The following is a 16,509-nucleotide window of genomic DNA, read 5'->3' on the forward strand; positions in this document are numbered from 1 at the left end:
CCGTTATGTCCAACCGTGGTCCCCAGGGGAGGGCATGTCCCCCCGGCGGGCGTGGGTCAGGGCCGGGGCGTGAGGGTCAGGAGCACGGCCTCGGGCCGGCAGGCGATGCGGACCGGGGCGAAGCGCGAGGTGCCGATGCCGCCGGAGACGTTGACCGGCGTCGTGCGTCCGTTGCTTTGCCAGTCGTTCAGACCCTTGGCACGCCAGGTGGGGAGGTCGCAATTGGAGACCAGGGCGCCGTAGCCCGGGAGGCAGATCTGGCCGCCGTGGGTGTGTCCGGCGAACAGCAGGTCCGCCCCCTCCTCGGTGAAGTGATCCAGGACGCGCTGGTATGGGGCATGGGCGACGGCGATGCGCAGGTGCGCTGACGCGTTCTGGCCCTTGGTCCCGCGCGGCCAGCCCGCGTAGCGCTCGAGGCCCAGGTGGGGATCGTCCACGCCGGAAAAATCAAGGCGCAGTCCCTTGACCACGAGCGACTGGGACCGGTTGGTGAGGTCCACCCAGCCGCCCATCCCGAAACCGGAGCGCAGCCGCGGCCAGTCCAGGTCGACCGGGTTCTGGCGCTCCCCGGACGGACCGCGCAGGTAGGAGGCGGGGTTCTTGAGCTGCGGGCCGAAGTAGTCGTTGGAACCGGGCACAAAGACGCCCGGGAACTCCATCAGGGGCTGCAACGCCTCGAGCAGGGGTTTCACCGCGTTGACGTGACTGAGGTTGTCACCGGTGTTTACGACCAGATCGGGCGACAGGTCCGCCAGCGAGGCAAGCCACCCGGCCTTCCGGCGCTGGCCGGGCACGAAGTGGATGTCGCTGAGATGCAGCACGCGGATCGGCCCGTGGCCCGGCGGCAGAAGGGCCAGTGACTCCTCCCGCAGGACGAACTGGTTCTTCTCCCACAGTCCGTAGCCGGCGGCGGCGGCCCCGGTCGCTGCGCCAAAAGCCGCCGTTACGGCAAGGCCGCGCCCGAAGCCCCGGACGCGGCCCGCCAGCGTGGTTCCCCCGGCCACTGGCTACTTTTCCTTGTCGCTGGGGCTCGGTGACGGCTCCGGCTTCTCGGTGGGCGTCGATTCCCTGGTTGCCGGGGTGGTGGGGCGCACGATCGGAGCCGGGCCGGTGACCAGGTTGGACGGCGGGGCGGGGAACGGATTCGTCCCGTACGCCGGGGCCACGGCGGACATGAAGTTCGAGAACTGCGGGCCCGCGATCATGTAACCGTCGACCCCCCGGTAGAACTTGCCGTTGATGGTGACGTTCTGGCCGGCCCGCTGCTGCGAGCCGAGGGCGTCACCGAACCACGACGCCGTCGCCAGTCCGCTGGTGTGGCCGACGACCCAGGTGGAGCCGTTGTTGTTCGAGGTACCGGTCTTGGCCGCGATCGGGAAGGAGGTACGGGTGGAGATCCGGGGCTGGATCAAGGACCCGGAACCCCTGTTGAGGACTTCCTGCAGAGCGAAGTTCACCCCGCGGGCCACCTCGGGCTTGAGCGCGTCACGGCAGTTCGTGGCCTGGGCCGGAAGCTGCGCGCCGGTCTGGTCCGTCACCTCGGTGATGGCGATCGGTTCGCAGTACTTGCCGTCGTTGGCGAAGGTGGCGAAGGAGCTGGCCATGGTCAGCGGCGACGTCTGGGTGGAACCCAGCAGGTTGCCGGTCGAGAACATATTGATTTTCGGGTTGGGTGCGGTGATCTTTCCGGAGCTGTCCCGTTCGGGCAGGCCACCGTGAAGGCCGACGGCGTCAACGGTCTTCTGGATGCCGCAGAAGTCCAGCTGCGCGGCCGAGGCGAAGGTGACGGTGTTGATCGAGTTGTAGAGGCCCTCCAGGACGCTCATGGAGCGGTAGTAATTCTCCTCGGCGTTCTGCAGGTCGTCGGCCGCGCCGAGACCCTTCTCGGCGGTGTTGTAGGCGCCGGTGGTTATGCCGCAGGAGTTCCGCCATCTGAAGTTCAGCGGGTACCTGCGCACTGCACCGTTGACGACCGTGTTCATCGACTTGCCCTCGTTCAGCCATTGCGCGAAGGTGAACGGCTTCATGGTCGAGCCCGGCTGCGCACCGCCGAGGCCGTTCAGGTCGTTGCCGTCGGCGTCGTACTGGTCGACGCTGAAGTTCAGCTGGGAATCGAACTTGCCCTCGGCGGGGAACCACACGGTGTTCTGCGCCATGTTGGTGATTTTGCCGGTGCCGGGCTGGACGGAGACGAGGGCCGCGCCCCACTTGTCCGGATTGGCGCCGGCGGAGCCGTCCACCTGGGCCTGCGCCGCAGCCTGGGCGTTCGGGTCGAGGGTCGTCTTGATGGTCAGTCCGCCGCGGAAGACTTTCTTCTCGCGCTCGTCGGCGTCGGCACCGTAGGCCGGGTCATTCAGCAGCAGGTGGAGCACGTAATCACAGAAATAGGGGGCCGTGGTGGAGTAGGCGCAGCCCTGCCGTGCCGGGGTGACCTTGGTTTCCACCGGGGTGGCTACGGCGGCGTCGTAATCTGCCTGCTGGATCTTTCCGGTGCTGAGCATCGAGCTGAGCACCAGGTCCCGACGGTTCTTCGCGTTTTCCGGATTGGCGATCGGATCGTAGAAGGACGGGCTGTTCACGACGCCCGCCAGCAGCGCAGCCTGCGGCAGCGTCAGGTCTTTCGCGGTGGTGCTGAAGAAGAACTTGGAGGCGGCCTCAATGCCGTAGGCGTCCCGGTTGAAGAACACGATGTTCAGGTAGCCCTCAAGGATCTGTTCCTTGGTGAACTTCTTTTCCAGCGCGATGGCGAGCTTCATCTCGCGGAGTTTGTCCCCGACACCCTTGTTGACGCCGTTCAGGAGGACCTGGTCGCCCTTGCCCTCGGCCTCGAGGGAGGAGTTGATGACGTTGTTGACGTACTGCTGCGTGATGGTCGACGCGCCCTGCCTGTTGCCGCGGGCGGTGCTGACGAGGGCCCGCATGATGCCGGTGGTGTCCACGCCGCCGTGCTCGTAGAAGCGGCTGTCCTCGATGGCGATCACCGCATCCTTGATGTGTGGCGACATCTGGTCCAGCGATACCCGGGTGCGGTTCTCGGCGTAAAGGTTGGCGATGACGCTGCCGTCCGAGGCCAGCACGGTCGTCGACTGACTGGGCGGATCCACCTGCAGTTCGGCCGGAAGGGTCTCAAAGAATTTGATCGAACCGCTCGCCGCGCTGCCGGATATGGCAGCCGCCGGGACCAGCAGCCCCGCCACCAGGACACCACAAATGGCGCTCACGCCCAGGAAAAGAAGGACTTTTCCGAGGGTGGTGGCCGTGTCAAATAAAGGGTTCTTACCAGTCGCCATGTTTTCCACTTTACCGGCAAGTACTAGGCTTACTCGCATGACGAAATGGGAGTACGCCACGATTCCGCTCATTATCCACGCTACAAAGCAGATCCTGGATCAGTGGGGCGACGACGGCTGGGAGCTTGTCCAGGTTGTTCCGGGCCCGGACGGCAACGGCCTGGTTGCCTACCTGAAGCGGGAGAAGCAGTAGCCATGAGCACCCCAGCAGCGGCCGCGCCCGGCGCCTCCGCGAACCCGGCCCAGCAGGAAAACCCCGCCGCCGGCACCGACAACGCGGGCGCGTCGTCCGCCGTCGAACAGCGCCTGGCCGAGCTCGGCCTGACACTGCCGGAGGTCGCCGCGCCGGTGGCCGCCTACGTTCCCGCGGTCGTCTCCGGCAACCACGTCTACACCTCCGGCCAGCTGCCGTTCATCGACGGAAAACTCCAGGCCACAGGCAAGGTCTCCTCCGGCACGGAAGGAACCTCGGACGAGCCGACCGTTTCCCCCGAAGCCGCGAGGGACTACGCCGCCGTGTGCGCCGTGAACGCGCTGGCCGCGGTGAAGAGCGTCATCGGCGACCTGGACCGCATCACACGGATCGTCAAGGTGGTCGGTTTCGTCGCCTCGGACCCGTCCTTCACCGGCCAGCCCGGGGTGATCAACGGCGCTTCCGAACTGCTGGGCAAGGTCCTCGGCGACGCCGGCCAGCACGCGCGTTCCGCCGTCGGCGTCACTGTCCTGCCGCTCGACTCTCCCGTTGAGGTCGAACTGATCGCCGAATTCGCCTAGAGGGCCGGTCACTTCCCTTGCCTCAGTTAGCCCGACGACTTTTCGCTCTTCCCGCCGACCTGGAAGGGGCGGCACGCAGCTGGCTTGAACACGGCGAACGGACGCCGCGCGCGGCCCGGTACGCGTCCTCGGTGGTCCTCCTGCGGGATTCCCCGACGGGACTGGAGACCTGGCTGGGTTACCGGCCAGGGTCTTCGCCCCTGGGCGTGCTCGCCTTCCCGGGGGGATCACTGGAGGCGTCCGACGACGACGCGGTCGGCTGGTTGGGCCCCTCACCCCAGCATTGGGCCGAGCAGATGGGAACGGACGACGTCGGGCTGGCGCGCCGCCACGTGGTCGGCGCCATCCGTGAACTGTTCGAGGAGACCGGCGTCCTGCTGGCCGGGCCGGACCTGTCCGGCACCGTGGAGGGCACGTCCACCCCGAAGTGGATGCGTGCCCGGGAAGCCGTGGCCGCGCAGGAGAAATCGTTCACCGAAGTGCTGGCCAAACGCGGGCTTTCGGTGCGGACGGACCTGCTGAAGCCGCTGGTCAACTGGCTTAGCCCCGACTTTGCGCACCTTCGATTCAACACCCGTTATTTCGCTGCCACGGTGCCGATGAACCAGCAGCCCTCGCTGCTGGCCAGCAAGGGTGTCTGGGGCCGGTGGGTCTGCGTCCGCAAGGTCATCAACGAGCGGGACACCACGGTGCTTGGCGACGAGGTGGGCCAGGAGAACACCGTCGGGCTGACCCTGAGCCAACTCCTGGTGCCAGGCTCCGAGATCATGCTCGAAAAGATGGCCGCCGCCAACGGCTGCATCGCGTACCTGAGCTACAAACGCAAAGCCCACGTCTACCAGCCCAAACTCGTCGAGGAAGACGACGGCCGGCTCCTGCTTGAGGTGGAAGCCGCAAAGACCGTCGCAGGGGAGCCGCAGCGGGAACGCTGATCCTGCCCGCGTGACGGGCGGGCGATGCGGCCAGGGCTGCCGGTGCGCGCCCGCGTTCCGGCCGGTGGACATGCCCCACCTCTCCTCCCCGGGCCAGGGGGACATGCGCTCCCCTGTCTGAGTCCAGTGGACATAATGGCTATATGTCCAGTCCACGGTCCCGGGACTGGGCATGTCCCGCGAACCTGTGCGCGAGGACTGGGCATGTCCCGCGGTTCGCTTCACAGCCCCAAACTCAGAAGGCCGGTCCCGTTTCACGGGCCGGCCTTCGTTGTGCTGCTGGATACTCTTAGCGGGAGCGCTGACGCAGGCGCTGCATGTCGAGGATGACGACGGCGCGGGCTTCCAGGCGCAGCCAGCCGCGCTGGACGAACTCGGCGAGGGCCTTGTTGACGGTCTCGCGGGACGCGCCGACCAGCTGTGCCAGCTCTTCCTGGGTGAGCTCGTGGGCCACCAGGACGCCGTCGGTCGCGGGGCGCCCGAAACGGTCCGCGAGGTCCAGCAGGGCCTTGGCCACGCGGCCCGGGACGTCGGAGAAGACCAGGTCGGACAACGAATCGTTGGTGCGGCGCAGGCGGCGGGCCAGGGCCTGCAGCAGCTGCGCGGAAACTTCCGGGCGTGTGCGCAGCAGCGCGTTGAGGCTTTCGTTCTTCAGCCCGGCGAGGCGCGTTTCCGAGACCGCTGTGGCTGTGGCGGTCCGGGGGCTCGGATCAAACAGTGCCATTTCGCCAAACAGCTCACCCGGTCCGAGGATGGCCAGGAGCGATTCCCGGCCGTCCGGCGACGTGCGGCCGAGCTTCACCTTGCCGGAGACGATGAAGTACAGCTGGTCACCCTGGTCGCCTTCCCGGAATACCGAGGCCCCGCGTGAGAGGTCCACCTCGGTGAGTTCGTCCGTCAGCAGACGGAACGCCTCGTCGTCGAGCGTGGCAAAAAGTGGTGCGCGGCGCAATACCTCGATGTCCATGAAATCTCCTGACTTACTGTGTCGGCTGGGGCGCTTCAGCCATTCTTCCAGAATTTTGACACTCCTGTGACGTAGTTGGCACCGAAAGGCGCGAAATGGAGCCGCCGGCGCCGGCGGACCCTTGGCGCCGGCGGTCCGCCGGCGCGCGGCAAACTGTCAGCCACCGCCGGTAGAATTGGTCCCTACCGCCCCTAAGGAGGCCTGGTGTTCGGCATGACCATCCTGGACCTGGCGTTGATCCTGACGCTGCTGTCCTACCTGATCTACGGCCTGCGCAACGGCTTCCTGGTGACGCTCGGAGGTATCGCCGGCTTCGCGGCGGGTGCCGTGGGCGCATTTGTTTCGGTCCCGATAGTCAGCGATCTCGTGGACAACGCCGGCTGGCGCCTGACGGCTGTCGTCGCCACCGCCGTCCTGTTGATGGTTATCGGCCACGGCCTCGGCACCATGATCGGGCGCAGGATCCGCAGCGTCGTGAAGATCAGCCCGCTCCGTGCCGCGGACCGGGTGGTGGGCGGCGGAGTGAACGTGGTCGTCTCCGCCTTGGTCATGTCGCTGCTGGCGTTTAGCATTAGCGCCCTGGGCGTTCCCTTTGCCTCGCAGCAGATCGCCGAATCCAAGGTGATTAGGTTCATCGACGGGATGACTCCGAACCCCATCAAGACTTCGATGGCGCAGTTGCGGTCCGCGGTGATCGGCGAGGGCATCCCGACGCTTTTCGAAGGCTTTGCCCAGGGCCAGCCTGCGTCCGTCCCGGACGTCAATACTGACACCCCTGCGCTGAATGCTGCGGCTGACTCCGTCTTGAAGATCGCCGGAACCGCATATCAGTGCGGACAGAACCAGACTGGCACCGGCTTCGTGGTGTCACCGGGCCGGGTGGTGACAAACGCCCATGTCGTCGCCGGTGTTCCGGAGCCGGTGGTCGAGGTTCCGGACGGGGGCGCCTTGCCCGGACGCGTCGTGTACTTCGACGGCCAGCATGATCTTGCAGTCCTGGCCGTGGACGGTCTGCGCTCCGCGCCGCTGCCGCTCGGTTCCGTCCTGCCCGCCGGCAGCCCGGCCGCGTTTGCCGGCTACCCGCACGGCGGGCCGTTCGAGTCCAACCCCGCGACGGTGCAGGACATCATCACCGTGCTCGTTCCGGATATCTACGGCAACAACGCAGCGCCCGCGGACGTTTACCGCCTGGCCGGGGACGTGCAGCCGGGCAATTCCGGGGGGCCCTTGCTGACCACCGACGGGCAGGTCGCCGGCGTCGTGTTTGCCAAGGCAACAACCGGATCCTCGCTCGGCTACGCGATCACGATGGCCGATCTGGGTCCGGTCGCCGCCCTGGCGCCCGGACTCGACCGCCCCGTCTCCGCGGGGCAGTGCATCACGAAGTAGCCCGCGGCGTCCAGATAGGCCATGCCCGTGGCGTGCGCCGTCTGCCTGCCTGCCCTGCGAGCCGACACCGGTTCCGCCCACGCCGGTGCCATGGGGGGACTCGGTTAGTCCCGGCTGGTCTCCAGCCCCGCGAGGTACTCCACTGCGAAGCGGTAGCCCATGATGCCGGCGCCGGCGATCACGGCCTTGCTGATGTCCGCGAGGTAGGAGCGATGCCGGAACTCCTCCCGGGCGTGGACATTGGTGATGTGGACCTCGACGGCGGGCAGCTGCACCGCGGAAATCGCGTCCCGGATCGCGATCGAGGTGTGCGTGTACGCGCCGGCGTTGATGACAATACCGATCGCCTTGCCGCGGGCTGTATGGATGGCGTCGACCAGGGCGCCTTCGTGGTTGGACTGGAAACACTCGACGTTCAGCCCATGGGCAGCGCCGGCGTCCTTGGCGAGTTGTTCGACGTCGGCCAACGTGGCCGTACCGTACTTCTCCGGTTCGCGGGTGCCGAGCAGGTTCAGGTTGGGTCCGTTGAGGACCAGGATGGTGCCGCGGCCGGCACCGGCGGGGGTAGCTTCGCTCATGCCTGCCAATGTATCGCAGAGAGCCCCGGGGATTCCCCCGGGCCTGCCGGAGCGGCGGCCCTGCCGCAACTGGAAGGGCCGCCCTGCCGCGACCGGCAGGATCCGGATGAAGCTCCCGGGCCGGCTGGCGCGCGGGGAAACCTCGACCCAGGCGAGTCATCAGGCGCAAGATTGCGCCCCGGATGGCTGCCCGCCGTCCTGGAATGGGTGCCCGCTATCCGGAGTGGACGGCGGCGCCGCCCACTTGGGTGGGGCCGCCGCCGTCGGGCCGCCTGATCCGGCCGGCCCGGCTGCTACTTCCTCAGCGACTGTGCAATCTGGGCCATCACCGTGTTGTCGGCCAGGGTGGTCGCGTCGCCGACCTCGCGGCCTTCCGCGACGTCCTTGAGCAGGCGGCGCATGATCTTGCCGGAGCGGGTCTTCGGCAGTTCGGGCACCACAAGGATCGTCTTGGGCTTGGCGATCGGGCCAATCTCCTTGCCCACGTGGTTGCGGAGCTCCTGGACGATCTCGTCGCCGGAGTCCACCGCGTCCCCGCGCAGGATCACGAAGGCGACAACGGCCTGGCCGGTGGTCTCATCGGCCGCTCCGACGACGGCGGCCTCCGCCACGGCAGGGTGGCTGACCAGCGCGGACTCGATCTCGGCGGTGGAGAGGCGGTGTCCGGAAATATTCATCACGTCATCCACCCGCCCGAGCAACCAGACGTCGCCGTCCTCGTCCTTCTTGGCGCCGTCACCGGCGAAGTACATGCCCTCGAAGCGGGACCAGTAGGTGTCTTTGAACCGCTCCGGGTCGCCCCAGATGCCGCGCAGCATGGCCGGCCACGGTTCGCGGATCACCAGGAACCCGCCGTGCCCGTTGGGCACCGATTCGCCGAGCTCGTCCACGACGTCCACGGCGATTCCGGGGAGCGGGACCTGGGCGGAGCCGGGCTTGGTGGCCGTCACGCCGGGCAGTGGGGCGATCATCTGCGCCCCGGTTTCGGTCTGCCACCAGGTGTCGACGATCGGGGCCGGGGTGTCTTTGCGTTTGCCGTTCTTGCCGGCATTGCCGCCGATGACCTCGCGGTACCACATCCACGCCTCGGGGTTGATGGGTTCGCCGACGGAGCCCAGGACGCGGATCGAGGAGAGGTCGGACCGGGCCGGGATCTCCTTGCCCCACTTCATGAAGGTGCGGATGGCGGTCGGGGCGGTGTACAGGATGGAGACCTTGTACTTCTCCACGATTTCCCACCACCGGCCCTGGTGTGGGGAGTCGGGGGTGCCCTCGTAAATGACCTGGGTGGCGCCGTTGATGAACGGCGCGTAGGCGACGTAGGAGTGCCCCGTGATCCAGCCGACGTCGGCGGTGCACCAGTAGACGTCCGTCTCCGGGTGCAGGTCGAACACGGCCTTGTGCGTGTACGCGGTCTGGGTGAGGTAGCCGCCGGTGGTGTGCAGGATGCCCTTGGGCTTGCCGGTAGTGCCGGAGGTGTAGAGGATGAAGAGCGGGTGCTCCGAGTCGTGCCCCACGGCAGTGTGCTCCGGGGAGGCCAGCCCGACGGTGTCCGCCCACCAGTGGTCGCGGCCGTCGTGCCAGTCCACGTCCTGGCCGTTGCGCTTGACGACGACGACGTTCTGGACGGTATGGCCGTTATGGGCCAGGGCTTCATCGACGGCAGGCTTCAGGGCGCTGGGCTTGCCGCGGCGGTAGGTGCCGTCCGCGGTGACCACGAGCCTGGCCTCGGCGTCGTCGATCCGGGAGCGCAGTGCGTCGGCGGAGAAACCACCGAACACCACCGAGTGGATGGCGCCGATCCTGGCGCACGCCAGCAGCGTGATCACGGCCTCGGGGATCATGGGCAGGTAAACCGCGACGCGGTCACCCTTGACCACACCGAGGGATTCGAACGCGTTCGCGGCCTTCTTTACTTCCTCGGTCAGCTGCGCGTAGGTGTAGGACCGGGTGTCGCCCGGTTCGCCCTCGAAGTAGATCGCGACCCTGTCTCCGTGGCCGTTCTTTACGTGGCGGTCCAGGGCGTTGTACGCGGCGTTGACCTCGCCGCCAACGAACCACTTCGCGAACGGCGGGTTGGACCAGTCCAGCGCCTGGTCGAAGTCCTTGGACCAGGTGAGCAGCTCACGGGCCTGCTTCGCCCAGAAGGCGGGGCGGTCGGCGTCGGCCTCCGCGTAGTCGGCGTCGGTGACCACGGCGTTGCGGGCGAACTCGGCCGAGGGAGCGAATCTGCGGTTCTCGTGTGACAGGTTTTCGAACGCGTCGCCGTGCTGCGGTGTGCTGACGGAAGACGTAGGGCCGGGTGCCTGGGTCGTCGTGGCGCCGGGGGTCTGCTGGGACATGGTGAACCTCATCATTCATCGATCCGTGCTGCGCGGGCGCCCGGATCTGCTGCGCCGTGCCGCAGGCGCGACGTCGGGCAGCGGTCGATCACGGGCGTCCCGCAAAGAACTGTTCCGCAACAAACACTAGTACCTGGGTGCGACAGAAGGTGTGCCCCGTCACAACGGGAGCCGTGAGCGGTGTCTGTTAAGCGCTGAATGGCGCCGGTCAGGGGGGACTGGTGCCGCCCCGGCCCGGACTCTGGCGCTGCCGGTGATCGTCGGACAAAATTGGGCCAGGAACCTCTGAAACAGAGGCAGAAATGAGACTTTGGGGCCTGGTGGCCCGCGCCCTGGCGCCTGGCCCGCCGGGCGTGGGACTGGTACGCAGTGCAGGAGCAGGACCCGACGATTCACCCGACGCCAGGACTGATCCGCGAGGTCACGCAACCCGGCCAGGGCCTCAACCCCCTGATTGCGCCGTTCTGGCAAGCGGACTACGGCTGGGACGGAATCGACGCCGGGGCTGTGAACGCGTGGGAGCGGGAATGCCGTCCGCAGGCCTCCGGGCAGCGCCCAACGAGGCTCCGAAGATTGGCGGTCGCATTGCCCGAACCGCAGAGCCTCCCGGCGCTGATCGCCGCCTGGGAGGGGCGGTCTCGACACCGTGATCGTTCTGCCGTACGCGGGGTACGTTGCCCGCCGTCTCACGCACCGCCACCTCGCAGTATCGGCCGTAACACGCAGCGATCCGGTCAGCTACAGCCGAGCCACCGGCGTGGCGCGGGTCACCGGCCGATCCGAAGGATGACGCGGATTTGGCGGTGCAGTGCACGGCTTGTCAGCTAGTGATCGGACGGTCACTTGGCTAGGCTGAGATGGAGTTGCGACATCCGATGGAGGCGACCTGAACCGCGCGCGGTCCAGTCTCCGCCTGCCGTTCCGCGGCACCGTCCTGGGTTGCACCATGCTAAGGAGAACAGAATGAACGAGCAAGCTAATGGGCAGCTCCACGCGCCTTCCGACGGCCACGGCAACACCGGGCCCGCCCGTCCCGCCGGCTTCGGGGACGCCCCCCGTTTCACGGTGGACAAGGCGAAAGGAAAGTCCGGCATGAAGAACGAGGCCGTCCTCGGCCCGTTCACCGTCCGGGACCTGACTGTTTTCGGCTCCACGTTGATTCTCTTCATCGCTTCGCTGATTCCGATGTTCGCCGTCCGTTACAACCTGTGGAACCTGGGGAGCCTCTTCTTCCTGGGCCTGGGTATCCTGCTGCCGCTGATTGTCAGCGCCCTCTTCGTGGCGCGCCGCCTCAGCCCCGGAACAAGGATGCGGATCGGTTCATTGTCCGTGGACCAGTTCGCCTCGGTGGTGGCGTCCTTCGCCGTCGCCTTCTTCTTCCTCGCCGTGGCCGGCGCCTACGTGCCGAGCATGCTGCTGGCCCTCGTGGGGGCACTGGGACTCTTTGCCGCGACCGTCCTCGCCCGCCTGATCCCCTACCTGGCCGGCGACTTCCTGGACCGCCAGGAGACCCCGGCGCATGTGGTGGCACGCGATACTGCGGCGCCCGTCCGCAAGCCCCGTGCGCCCAAGGCGCCCAAGGAGCAGAAGAAAGCCAAGGATTACCAGGACAGCAGCACGGGTACCGTCGCAGGCTGGGCCAAGCGCATGACCCCCGGCGGTCCTGCCGCAACCCCGGCCCCGCGCGCCGCCGAGCCCCGGGCCGCTGCTGCGGACGACGCCGTTCCAGGTACCGCCGCTGCGGCTCCGTCCGGGGCCACGGCGCCGTCGGCCGGGCCGGCTGCAGCCGCGGCCGCGCAGACCGCTGCTGCCCCCCGGGCCGTTCCTGCTCCGGGGTCCGGTGCCACGGCTACGGGTGTCCCGGCAACCCAGGCTTCCGGCGTTGTTCCTGCCGCGACGGCAGCCCCTTCGACGGCAGCCCCGTCCACGGCTGCTGCCCCGCCGTCCGCAGCAGAGCCGGCCGGTCCGTCCGCCGCTGAGCAGACCCGGACTCCCGGCGTCGGGCAGTCCGATGGGAACGCCGCAGTCGCCCCGGCGGCCGCCGCCGAGCCGACACACGAGGAACGGCAGGCGAAGACCACAGCGGCTGCCGAGCAGACCCTCGCGGCGGACGTGCCGGCGGCCGCCAGCAACAGCGCTCCCACCACCGTCAACCCGCAGGTACGGTCGCAGGAGCCTATCGGGGCCACCGTCGATCCTGCGAGTCGGACAGCGCCGAATCAGGCCCAGCCTGTCCACGACGCCTTCTGGTTCGCCGTCGCCCGGCCGCGCACGGCTGTCGATGAACACACGGGCGCTCCGGCATTCGTGATTGAACCCGGCGGCTGGGTCCTGGCCCTAGAGGACCGGGGGAGCGAGTTCCTGGTCCAACATACCGACGGCAGGGTGGGCGTGCTGCGCGACCTCAGCAATATCGAGCGCGGTTAGCCGGACGCCGGTGGCCACCGCCGAGGAGTCCGAGCCCGGCAGCGTCGGGCCTGCCAGCCCTGGCGCGTCCGCGCCAAGTACGTCGGGTCCCGACAGCCCGGGTATGGCCGGCCCCGCACCTGCGGGGCCCAAGGCCGCGGGCGAGTCCCTGCTCGGACTCAAGCGACGCGCCCGCCGGATCAACCGGGCGCTGGCGGAGCAGTACCCGTACGCGCACGCTGAACTGGATTTCCGTAATCCCTTTGAACTCGTCGTGGCCACGGTGCTCTCGGCGCAGACCACGGATGTGCTCGTCAACCAGATCACCCGGCTGCTGTTCGCCCGGTACCCGGACGCACGGAGCCTTGCGGAGGCGGATCCGGACGAGCTTGAAGGCATCATCAAGCCCACTGGGTTCTTCCGCGCGAAGGCGCGGAGCCTGCTGGCCCTGAGCAACCGGCTGGTGGATGAGTACGACGGCGAGGTGCCCGGACGCCTGGAGGATCTCGTGACGCTGCCCGGCGTCGGGCGGAAAACCGCCAACGTCGTGTTGGGAAACGCCTTCGGTATCCCCGGCATCACCGTGGACACCCACTTCGGCCGGCTGGCGAGGCGGTTCGGCTGGACAGACTCGGAGGATCCGGTGAAGATCGAATTCGACGTCGCCGAACTATTCGAGCCGAAGGACTGGACCATGCTCTCGCACCGGGTCGTGTTCCACGGCCGCCGGGTCTGCCATTCGCGAAAGCCGGCCTGCGGGGCCTGCGCGGTGGCCAACTGGTGCCCGAGCTACGGGATGGGGGAGACCGATCCGGAGAAGGCGAAGAAGCTGCTGAAGTACGAACTGGCCCCGGGACAGGAGGAGCTGCTCGCGAAGCTGCTTGCCGAGACCCACCGGGCCGCGGAAATCCGGATGGAATCGCAGAGGAAGCCGCGGTGACGGCCCGCGAGGATCTCCTCGATCTGGCGGCCGGGGTCGCGGCGGGCACGGCCCCGGCGCCGGATCCGCGCTGGCGGGAACTCGCCATTGAACCAGGAGAGCGCGTCCGCCGCGCCGCCGTCCTGATGCTGTTTGGGGCCCTTGACCATGTCCCCGCGGCCTCGGGCAAGAAACTTGCTCCGGCTGACCTGGACGTCCTGCTGCTGCAGCGCGCCCAGACCCTGGATGACCATCCGGGACAGATAGCGTTCCCCGGAGGCGGTATCGACGACGGCGAGTCGGCGGTTGACGCCGCCCTGCGCGAAGCCCGGGAGGAAACCGGGCTTGACCCGTCCGGCGTCGAGGTGCTCGGGGTCATGCCCGAACTGGCGCTGCCCCGCGGCAACTTCCTGGTGACGCCCGTCCTGGCCTGGTGGGCCGCCCAGTCACCCGTGCGGGTGGTGGACTACGGCGAGTCTTCCCAGGTCTTCCGCGTCCCTGTCCGCGACCTGTTGGATCCTGACAACCGGGTGATGGCAACCGTCAGCCGGGCCGGCCAGACCTTCCAAAGCCCCGCGTTCACCGTCAACGAAGTGGTGGTGTGGGGCTTCACCGGGATGATCCTCAACCAGCTGTTCGAGCAGCTGGGTTGGGCGGTTCCCTGGGACGGAACGCGGCTTTACGGGATCGACGTCTGACGCGGCCGGAAGGTCGCTCTTCGCACAGCGTGCAGTGCTAGTGTGGGGCGAGCCGCGGGCTCGTCCGCGTAGTGCCCAGCCGGGTTGCCTCCCGGCCGCTCGACGCGTTCTTCCCGGGCCGGGACTTGTCGACGACCAAGCCGGTGGCGGCATTCTCGCGCACAGCGGTGATGCCCGCGGCAGCGGCCTTGATGGTGTCGAACAATGGCGAAACGGCGACAACCGTTCCATCCGGTGCGGTCAGCTTGAAGAAATACGCTTTCTCTCCAGCCTCTGCGATCTCAAAAATGCCAGCCAATCTGCTGCCTTCCAAATCCATGCGTCCTTGCATTGGCCGGTGGAACCAGGAACGGCTACCGGCCATTTCGAGCGTAGCCGGGTTGACGGACCGGACACAATGCTACCGACGGGTACGTTACGTCCCGTGGTCCCGGTCCCTTATTTCGCCTTGTCGTAGGAGTCCACGACCGCCATGCTGACCGGGAAGTCCACCGGGATCCGGCCGAAAAGCAGCTCCTTGGCGGCGTCCGCAGCCTCCTCGATGGCGAGAATGCAGTCCCCGACCGCCTCCTCCGGACAATGGATCATGACTTCGTCATGCAGAAAGAACACCAGTTCCCCGGCGGGCAAGCTGTCCGCGCGCATAGCCCGCAGCCGCCGTCGTAATTCGGCCAGCCAGCATGCCGCCCAGTCCGCGGCTGAGCCCTGCACCACGAAGTTGCGGGTGAACCGGCCCCGGGACCTGGCCAGGGTATCGGCACGGCGCTGTTCTTCGGCGGTGGCGGACTGTTGGCTCCGCAGCCACCCCTCCGACGGCGGCGGGCTGCTGCGGCCGAGCCGGGAGGTGACGGTCTTCCCGGCTTCACCCTGGCGCGCCGCGTGCTCCACAAACCCGACAGCCCGGGGATAAGTGCGGGCCAGTTGGGGCATGAGCCGCCCGGACTCGCCCGTGGTGGCCCCGTAGATGGCCCCCAGGAGCGCCATCTTTGCCTTCGCCCGGTCACCGCCGAAACCCTGCGCCGCGATGCCGGCGTAGAGGTCCTTGTCCCGGGCCGCCTCGGCCATCTTCGAGTCCTGGGCAAGCGCCACCAGCACCCGCGGTTCGAGCTGGGAAGCATCCGCAACGATCAGCTTGTGGCCCGGATCGGCGTGCACGGCGCCACGGATCTGGCGCGGAATCTGCAGCGCCCCGCCGCCGCGGGAGGCCCAGCGGCCCGAGACCACGCCGCCGACGACATACTCCGGCTGGAACCGGCCATCCCTGACCCAGGCGTCGAGCCAGGCCCAGCCGTTGGCCGCATGGAGCCTTGACAGTTTCTTGTACGCCAGGAGCGGCTCGATCGCCCGGTGCGACGATTCCTTCAGCTCCCACTGACGGGTGGACTTCACCTCGACCCCGTTCCGGTGCAGGGCGCGCATGAGCTCCTGGGGTGAATCCGGGTTGAGCGAAGGGGAGCTCAGCAGCTGCCGGAGCTCTGTGGTGAGCGCCTCAAGTTTGGCCGGACGGCGGCCCTGCGGAGGGCGCGGACCCAAGTGGTCGGCGAGAATCTCCTCGTGCAGCTCCGTCCGCCAGGGGACCCCGACGTGCTGCATTTCCGCGGCAATCATGGCCCCTGCGGATTCAGCCGCCAGGAGCAACTGGAGCCGCTGCTTACGGTTGGCCGGCTGGCCGGCGGCCCCCGCCTGGTTGAGAGCCTCCTGCTGCGCGGCGTACTCTTCGCGCAGGTCCTCCGGGTTGTGGCGCGACGCCCGCCGAAGTGCCGGATCGTCAAACAAGGCCCCCTGGTCCGCGGGCGGAGGCGGCGGCTGGAGGGCCCGCGGCGGCTGCTGCAGATCATCGTCCTGGGTGAGTTTCTCGGCGTTCCGGGCGTAGGAGGTGTGGGCGGTGAATTCCGAGTGTGCCAGGATCGCGCCGCACAGTGAGAGGTCATAGCAGCGCTCCAGCTCCACCCCGGCGGCCAGCAGTGACGGGTACCAGTCCTGCGTGCGGTGCCAGATCCAGCGCGGCCGCCGCTTCTCGAGCTGAAGCACGACGCCGGCCAGTTCCGCGGCGCTGATGACCCTCGGTTCGGGGCTGGCCGGGTGAGGGGCGCCCCCGGCGGTGAGTTCCTGGAGGGCTGCGCCGTCAGCGTGGGCGGCGAGCAGCAGATACATACGGTCAATTCTGCCCTGTGGCTCGGGGCGGCTTGTCCACATAGCCCGGCGCGCGGCTTA

At 68.0% G+C, this 16,509-nt stretch carries 14 protein-coding genes; 7 read left to right on the top strand and 7 right to left on the bottom strand.

Annotated elements, in window-relative coordinates:
- Positions 1–56: 56 nt before the first annotated feature.
- Both QFZ69_RS02740 and QFZ69_RS02745 read right to left on the bottom strand, forming a co-directional pair.
- Entirely contained in the window at positions 57–1,004 is a 948-nt protein-coding gene (locus tag QFZ69_RS02740; protein ID WP_306915503.1) for a metallophosphoesterase, read from the bottom strand.
- A gap of 3 nt (positions 1,005–1,007) precedes the next feature.
- Positions 1,008–3,290, bottom strand: a complete 2,283-nt coding sequence (locus tag QFZ69_RS02745; RefSeq protein WP_306999887.1) for a transglycosylase domain-containing protein — start codon at positions 3,288–3,290, stop codon at positions 1,008–1,010.
- Between the two features lie 37 nt (positions 3,291–3,327).
- Between QFZ69_RS02745 and QFZ69_RS02750 the strand changes: the two genes are divergently transcribed.
- From QFZ69_RS02750 to QFZ69_RS02760, 3 genes are read left to right on the top strand one after another with little or no spacing between them, the layout of a single operon-like run.
- Complete coding sequence (locus tag QFZ69_RS02750; protein WP_003797879.1) at positions 3,328–3,483, top strand: DUF4177 domain-containing protein; 156 nt, start codon at positions 3,328–3,330, stop codon at positions 3,481–3,483.
- A 2-nt stretch (positions 3,484–3,485) separates the two neighbouring features.
- Positions 3,486–4,064: a RidA family protein gene (locus tag QFZ69_RS02755; protein WP_306915504.1), complete on the top strand. Its 579-nt coding sequence runs from the start codon at positions 3,486–3,488 to the stop codon at positions 4,062–4,064.
- Between the two features lie 17 nt (positions 4,065–4,081).
- Positions 4,082–4,996: an NUDIX hydrolase gene (locus QFZ69_RS02760; protein ID WP_306915505.1), complete on the top strand. Its 915-nt coding sequence runs from the start codon at positions 4,082–4,084 to the stop codon at positions 4,994–4,996.
- A gap of 289 nt (positions 4,997–5,285) precedes the next feature.
- Here the strand turns inward: QFZ69_RS02760 and QFZ69_RS02765 are convergent, their stop codons facing one another.
- Positions 5,286–5,963, bottom strand: coding sequence for a Crp/Fnr family transcriptional regulator (locus tag QFZ69_RS02765; protein ID WP_011693220.1), 678 nt, complete (start codon positions 5,961–5,963; stop codon positions 5,286–5,288).
- 204 nt (positions 5,964–6,167) lie between these two features.
- On the opposite strand from QFZ69_RS02765, the gene QFZ69_RS02770 reads away from it, so the two are divergent.
- On the top strand, positions 6,168–7,352 hold the full coding sequence (locus QFZ69_RS02770; RefSeq protein WP_306915506.1) for a MarP family serine protease: 1,185 nt from the start codon (positions 6,168–6,170) through the stop codon (positions 7,350–7,352).
- A 104-nt stretch (positions 7,353–7,456) separates the two neighbouring features.
- Here QFZ69_RS02770 and aroQ read toward each other — a convergent pair whose 3' ends face one another.
- Both aroQ and acs read right to left on the bottom strand, forming a co-directional pair.
- Positions 7,457–7,930, bottom strand: a complete 474-nt coding sequence (aroQ, locus tag QFZ69_RS02775) for a type II 3-dehydroquinate dehydratase (protein WP_306915507.1) — start codon at positions 7,928–7,930, stop codon at positions 7,457–7,459.
- A 293-nt stretch (positions 7,931–8,223) separates the two neighbouring features.
- A complete protein-coding gene (gene acs / locus QFZ69_RS02780; RefSeq protein ID WP_307000454.1) occupies positions 8,224–10,272 on the bottom strand; it encodes an acetate--CoA ligase in 2,049 nt (682 codons plus the stop codon).
- Positions 10,273–11,235: 963 nt separating this feature from the next.
- Between acs and QFZ69_RS02785 the strand changes: the two genes are divergently transcribed.
- The 3 genes from QFZ69_RS02785 to QFZ69_RS02795 all read left to right on the top strand — a co-directional run bounded on the left by QFZ69_RS02785 (position 11,236) and on the right by QFZ69_RS02795 (position 14,295).
- Positions 11,236–12,699 (top strand): hypothetical protein, encoded by a 1,464-nt coding sequence (locus tag QFZ69_RS02785; protein ID WP_306915508.1) that lies wholly within the window; start codon positions 11,236–11,238, stop codon positions 12,697–12,699.
- A gap of 103 nt (positions 12,700–12,802) precedes the next feature.
- Positions 12,803–13,618, top strand: coding sequence for an endonuclease III (gene nth / locus QFZ69_RS02790; protein ID WP_306915509.1), 816 nt, complete (start codon positions 12,803–12,805; stop codon positions 13,616–13,618).
- Positions 13,615–14,295, top strand: coding sequence for a CoA pyrophosphatase (locus tag QFZ69_RS02795; RefSeq protein WP_306915510.1), 681 nt, complete (start codon positions 13,615–13,617; stop codon positions 14,293–14,295). Before nth ends, QFZ69_RS02795 begins: the two co-directional genes overlap by 4 nt.
- 37 nt (positions 14,296–14,332) lie before the next feature.
- Here the strand turns inward: QFZ69_RS02795 and QFZ69_RS02800 are convergent, their stop codons facing one another.
- The gene (locus tag QFZ69_RS02800; RefSeq protein WP_306915511.1) at positions 14,333–14,614 is read right to left on the bottom strand and encodes a YegP family protein; all 282 of its coding nucleotides are present in this window, start codon (positions 14,612–14,614) and stop codon (positions 14,333–14,335) included.
- Positions 14,615–14,733: 119 nt separating this feature from the next.
- Positions 14,734–16,449: a bifunctional 3'-5' exonuclease/DNA polymerase gene (locus QFZ69_RS02805; RefSeq protein WP_306915512.1), complete on the bottom strand. Its 1,716-nt coding sequence runs from the start codon at positions 16,447–16,449 to the stop codon at positions 14,734–14,736.
- Positions 16,450–16,509 lie beyond the last annotated feature (60 nt).

Source organism: Arthrobacter sp. V1I7 (assembly GCF_030817015.1).
Lineage (GTDB): Bacteria > Actinomycetota > Actinomycetes > Actinomycetales > Micrococcaceae > Arthrobacter.

Bases quoted from the DNA above. Each gene is read 5' to 3' on its own strand.
- QFZ69_RS02745 (WP_306999887.1), bottom strand. From the start codon at position 3,290: ATGGCGACTGGTAAGAACCCTTTATTTGACACGGCCACCACCCTCGGA.
- QFZ69_RS02750 (WP_003797879.1), top strand. From the start codon at position 3,328: ATGACGAAATGGGAGTACGCCACGATTCCGCTCATTATCCACGCTACA.
- QFZ69_RS02755 (WP_306915504.1), top strand. From the start codon at position 3,486: ATGAGCACCCCAGCAGCGGCCGCGCCCGGCGCCTCCGCGAACCCGGCC.
- QFZ69_RS02765 (WP_011693220.1), bottom strand. From the start codon at position 5,963: ATGGACATCGAGGTATTGCGCCGCGCACCACTTTTTGCCACGCTCGAC.
- aroQ (WP_306915507.1), bottom strand. From the start codon at position 7,930: ATGAGCGAAGCTACCCCCGCCGGTGCCGGCCGCGGCACCATCCTGGTC.
- acs (WP_307000454.1), bottom strand. From the start codon at position 10,272: ATGTCCCAGCAGACCCCCGGCGCCACGACGACCCAGGCACCCGGCCCT.
- QFZ69_RS02785 (WP_306915508.1), top strand. From the start codon at position 11,236: ATGAACGAGCAAGCTAATGGGCAGCTCCACGCGCCTTCCGACGGCCAC.
- nth (WP_306915509.1), top strand. From the start codon at position 12,803: ATGGCCGGCCCCGCACCTGCGGGGCCCAAGGCCGCGGGCGAGTCCCTG.
- QFZ69_RS02800 (WP_306915511.1), bottom strand. From the start codon at position 14,614: ATGGATTTGGAAGGCAGCAGATTGGCTGGCATTTTTGAGATCGCAGAG.
- QFZ69_RS02805 (WP_306915512.1), bottom strand. From the start codon at position 16,449: ATGTATCTGCTGCTCGCCGCCCACGCTGACGGCGCAGCCCTCCAGGAA.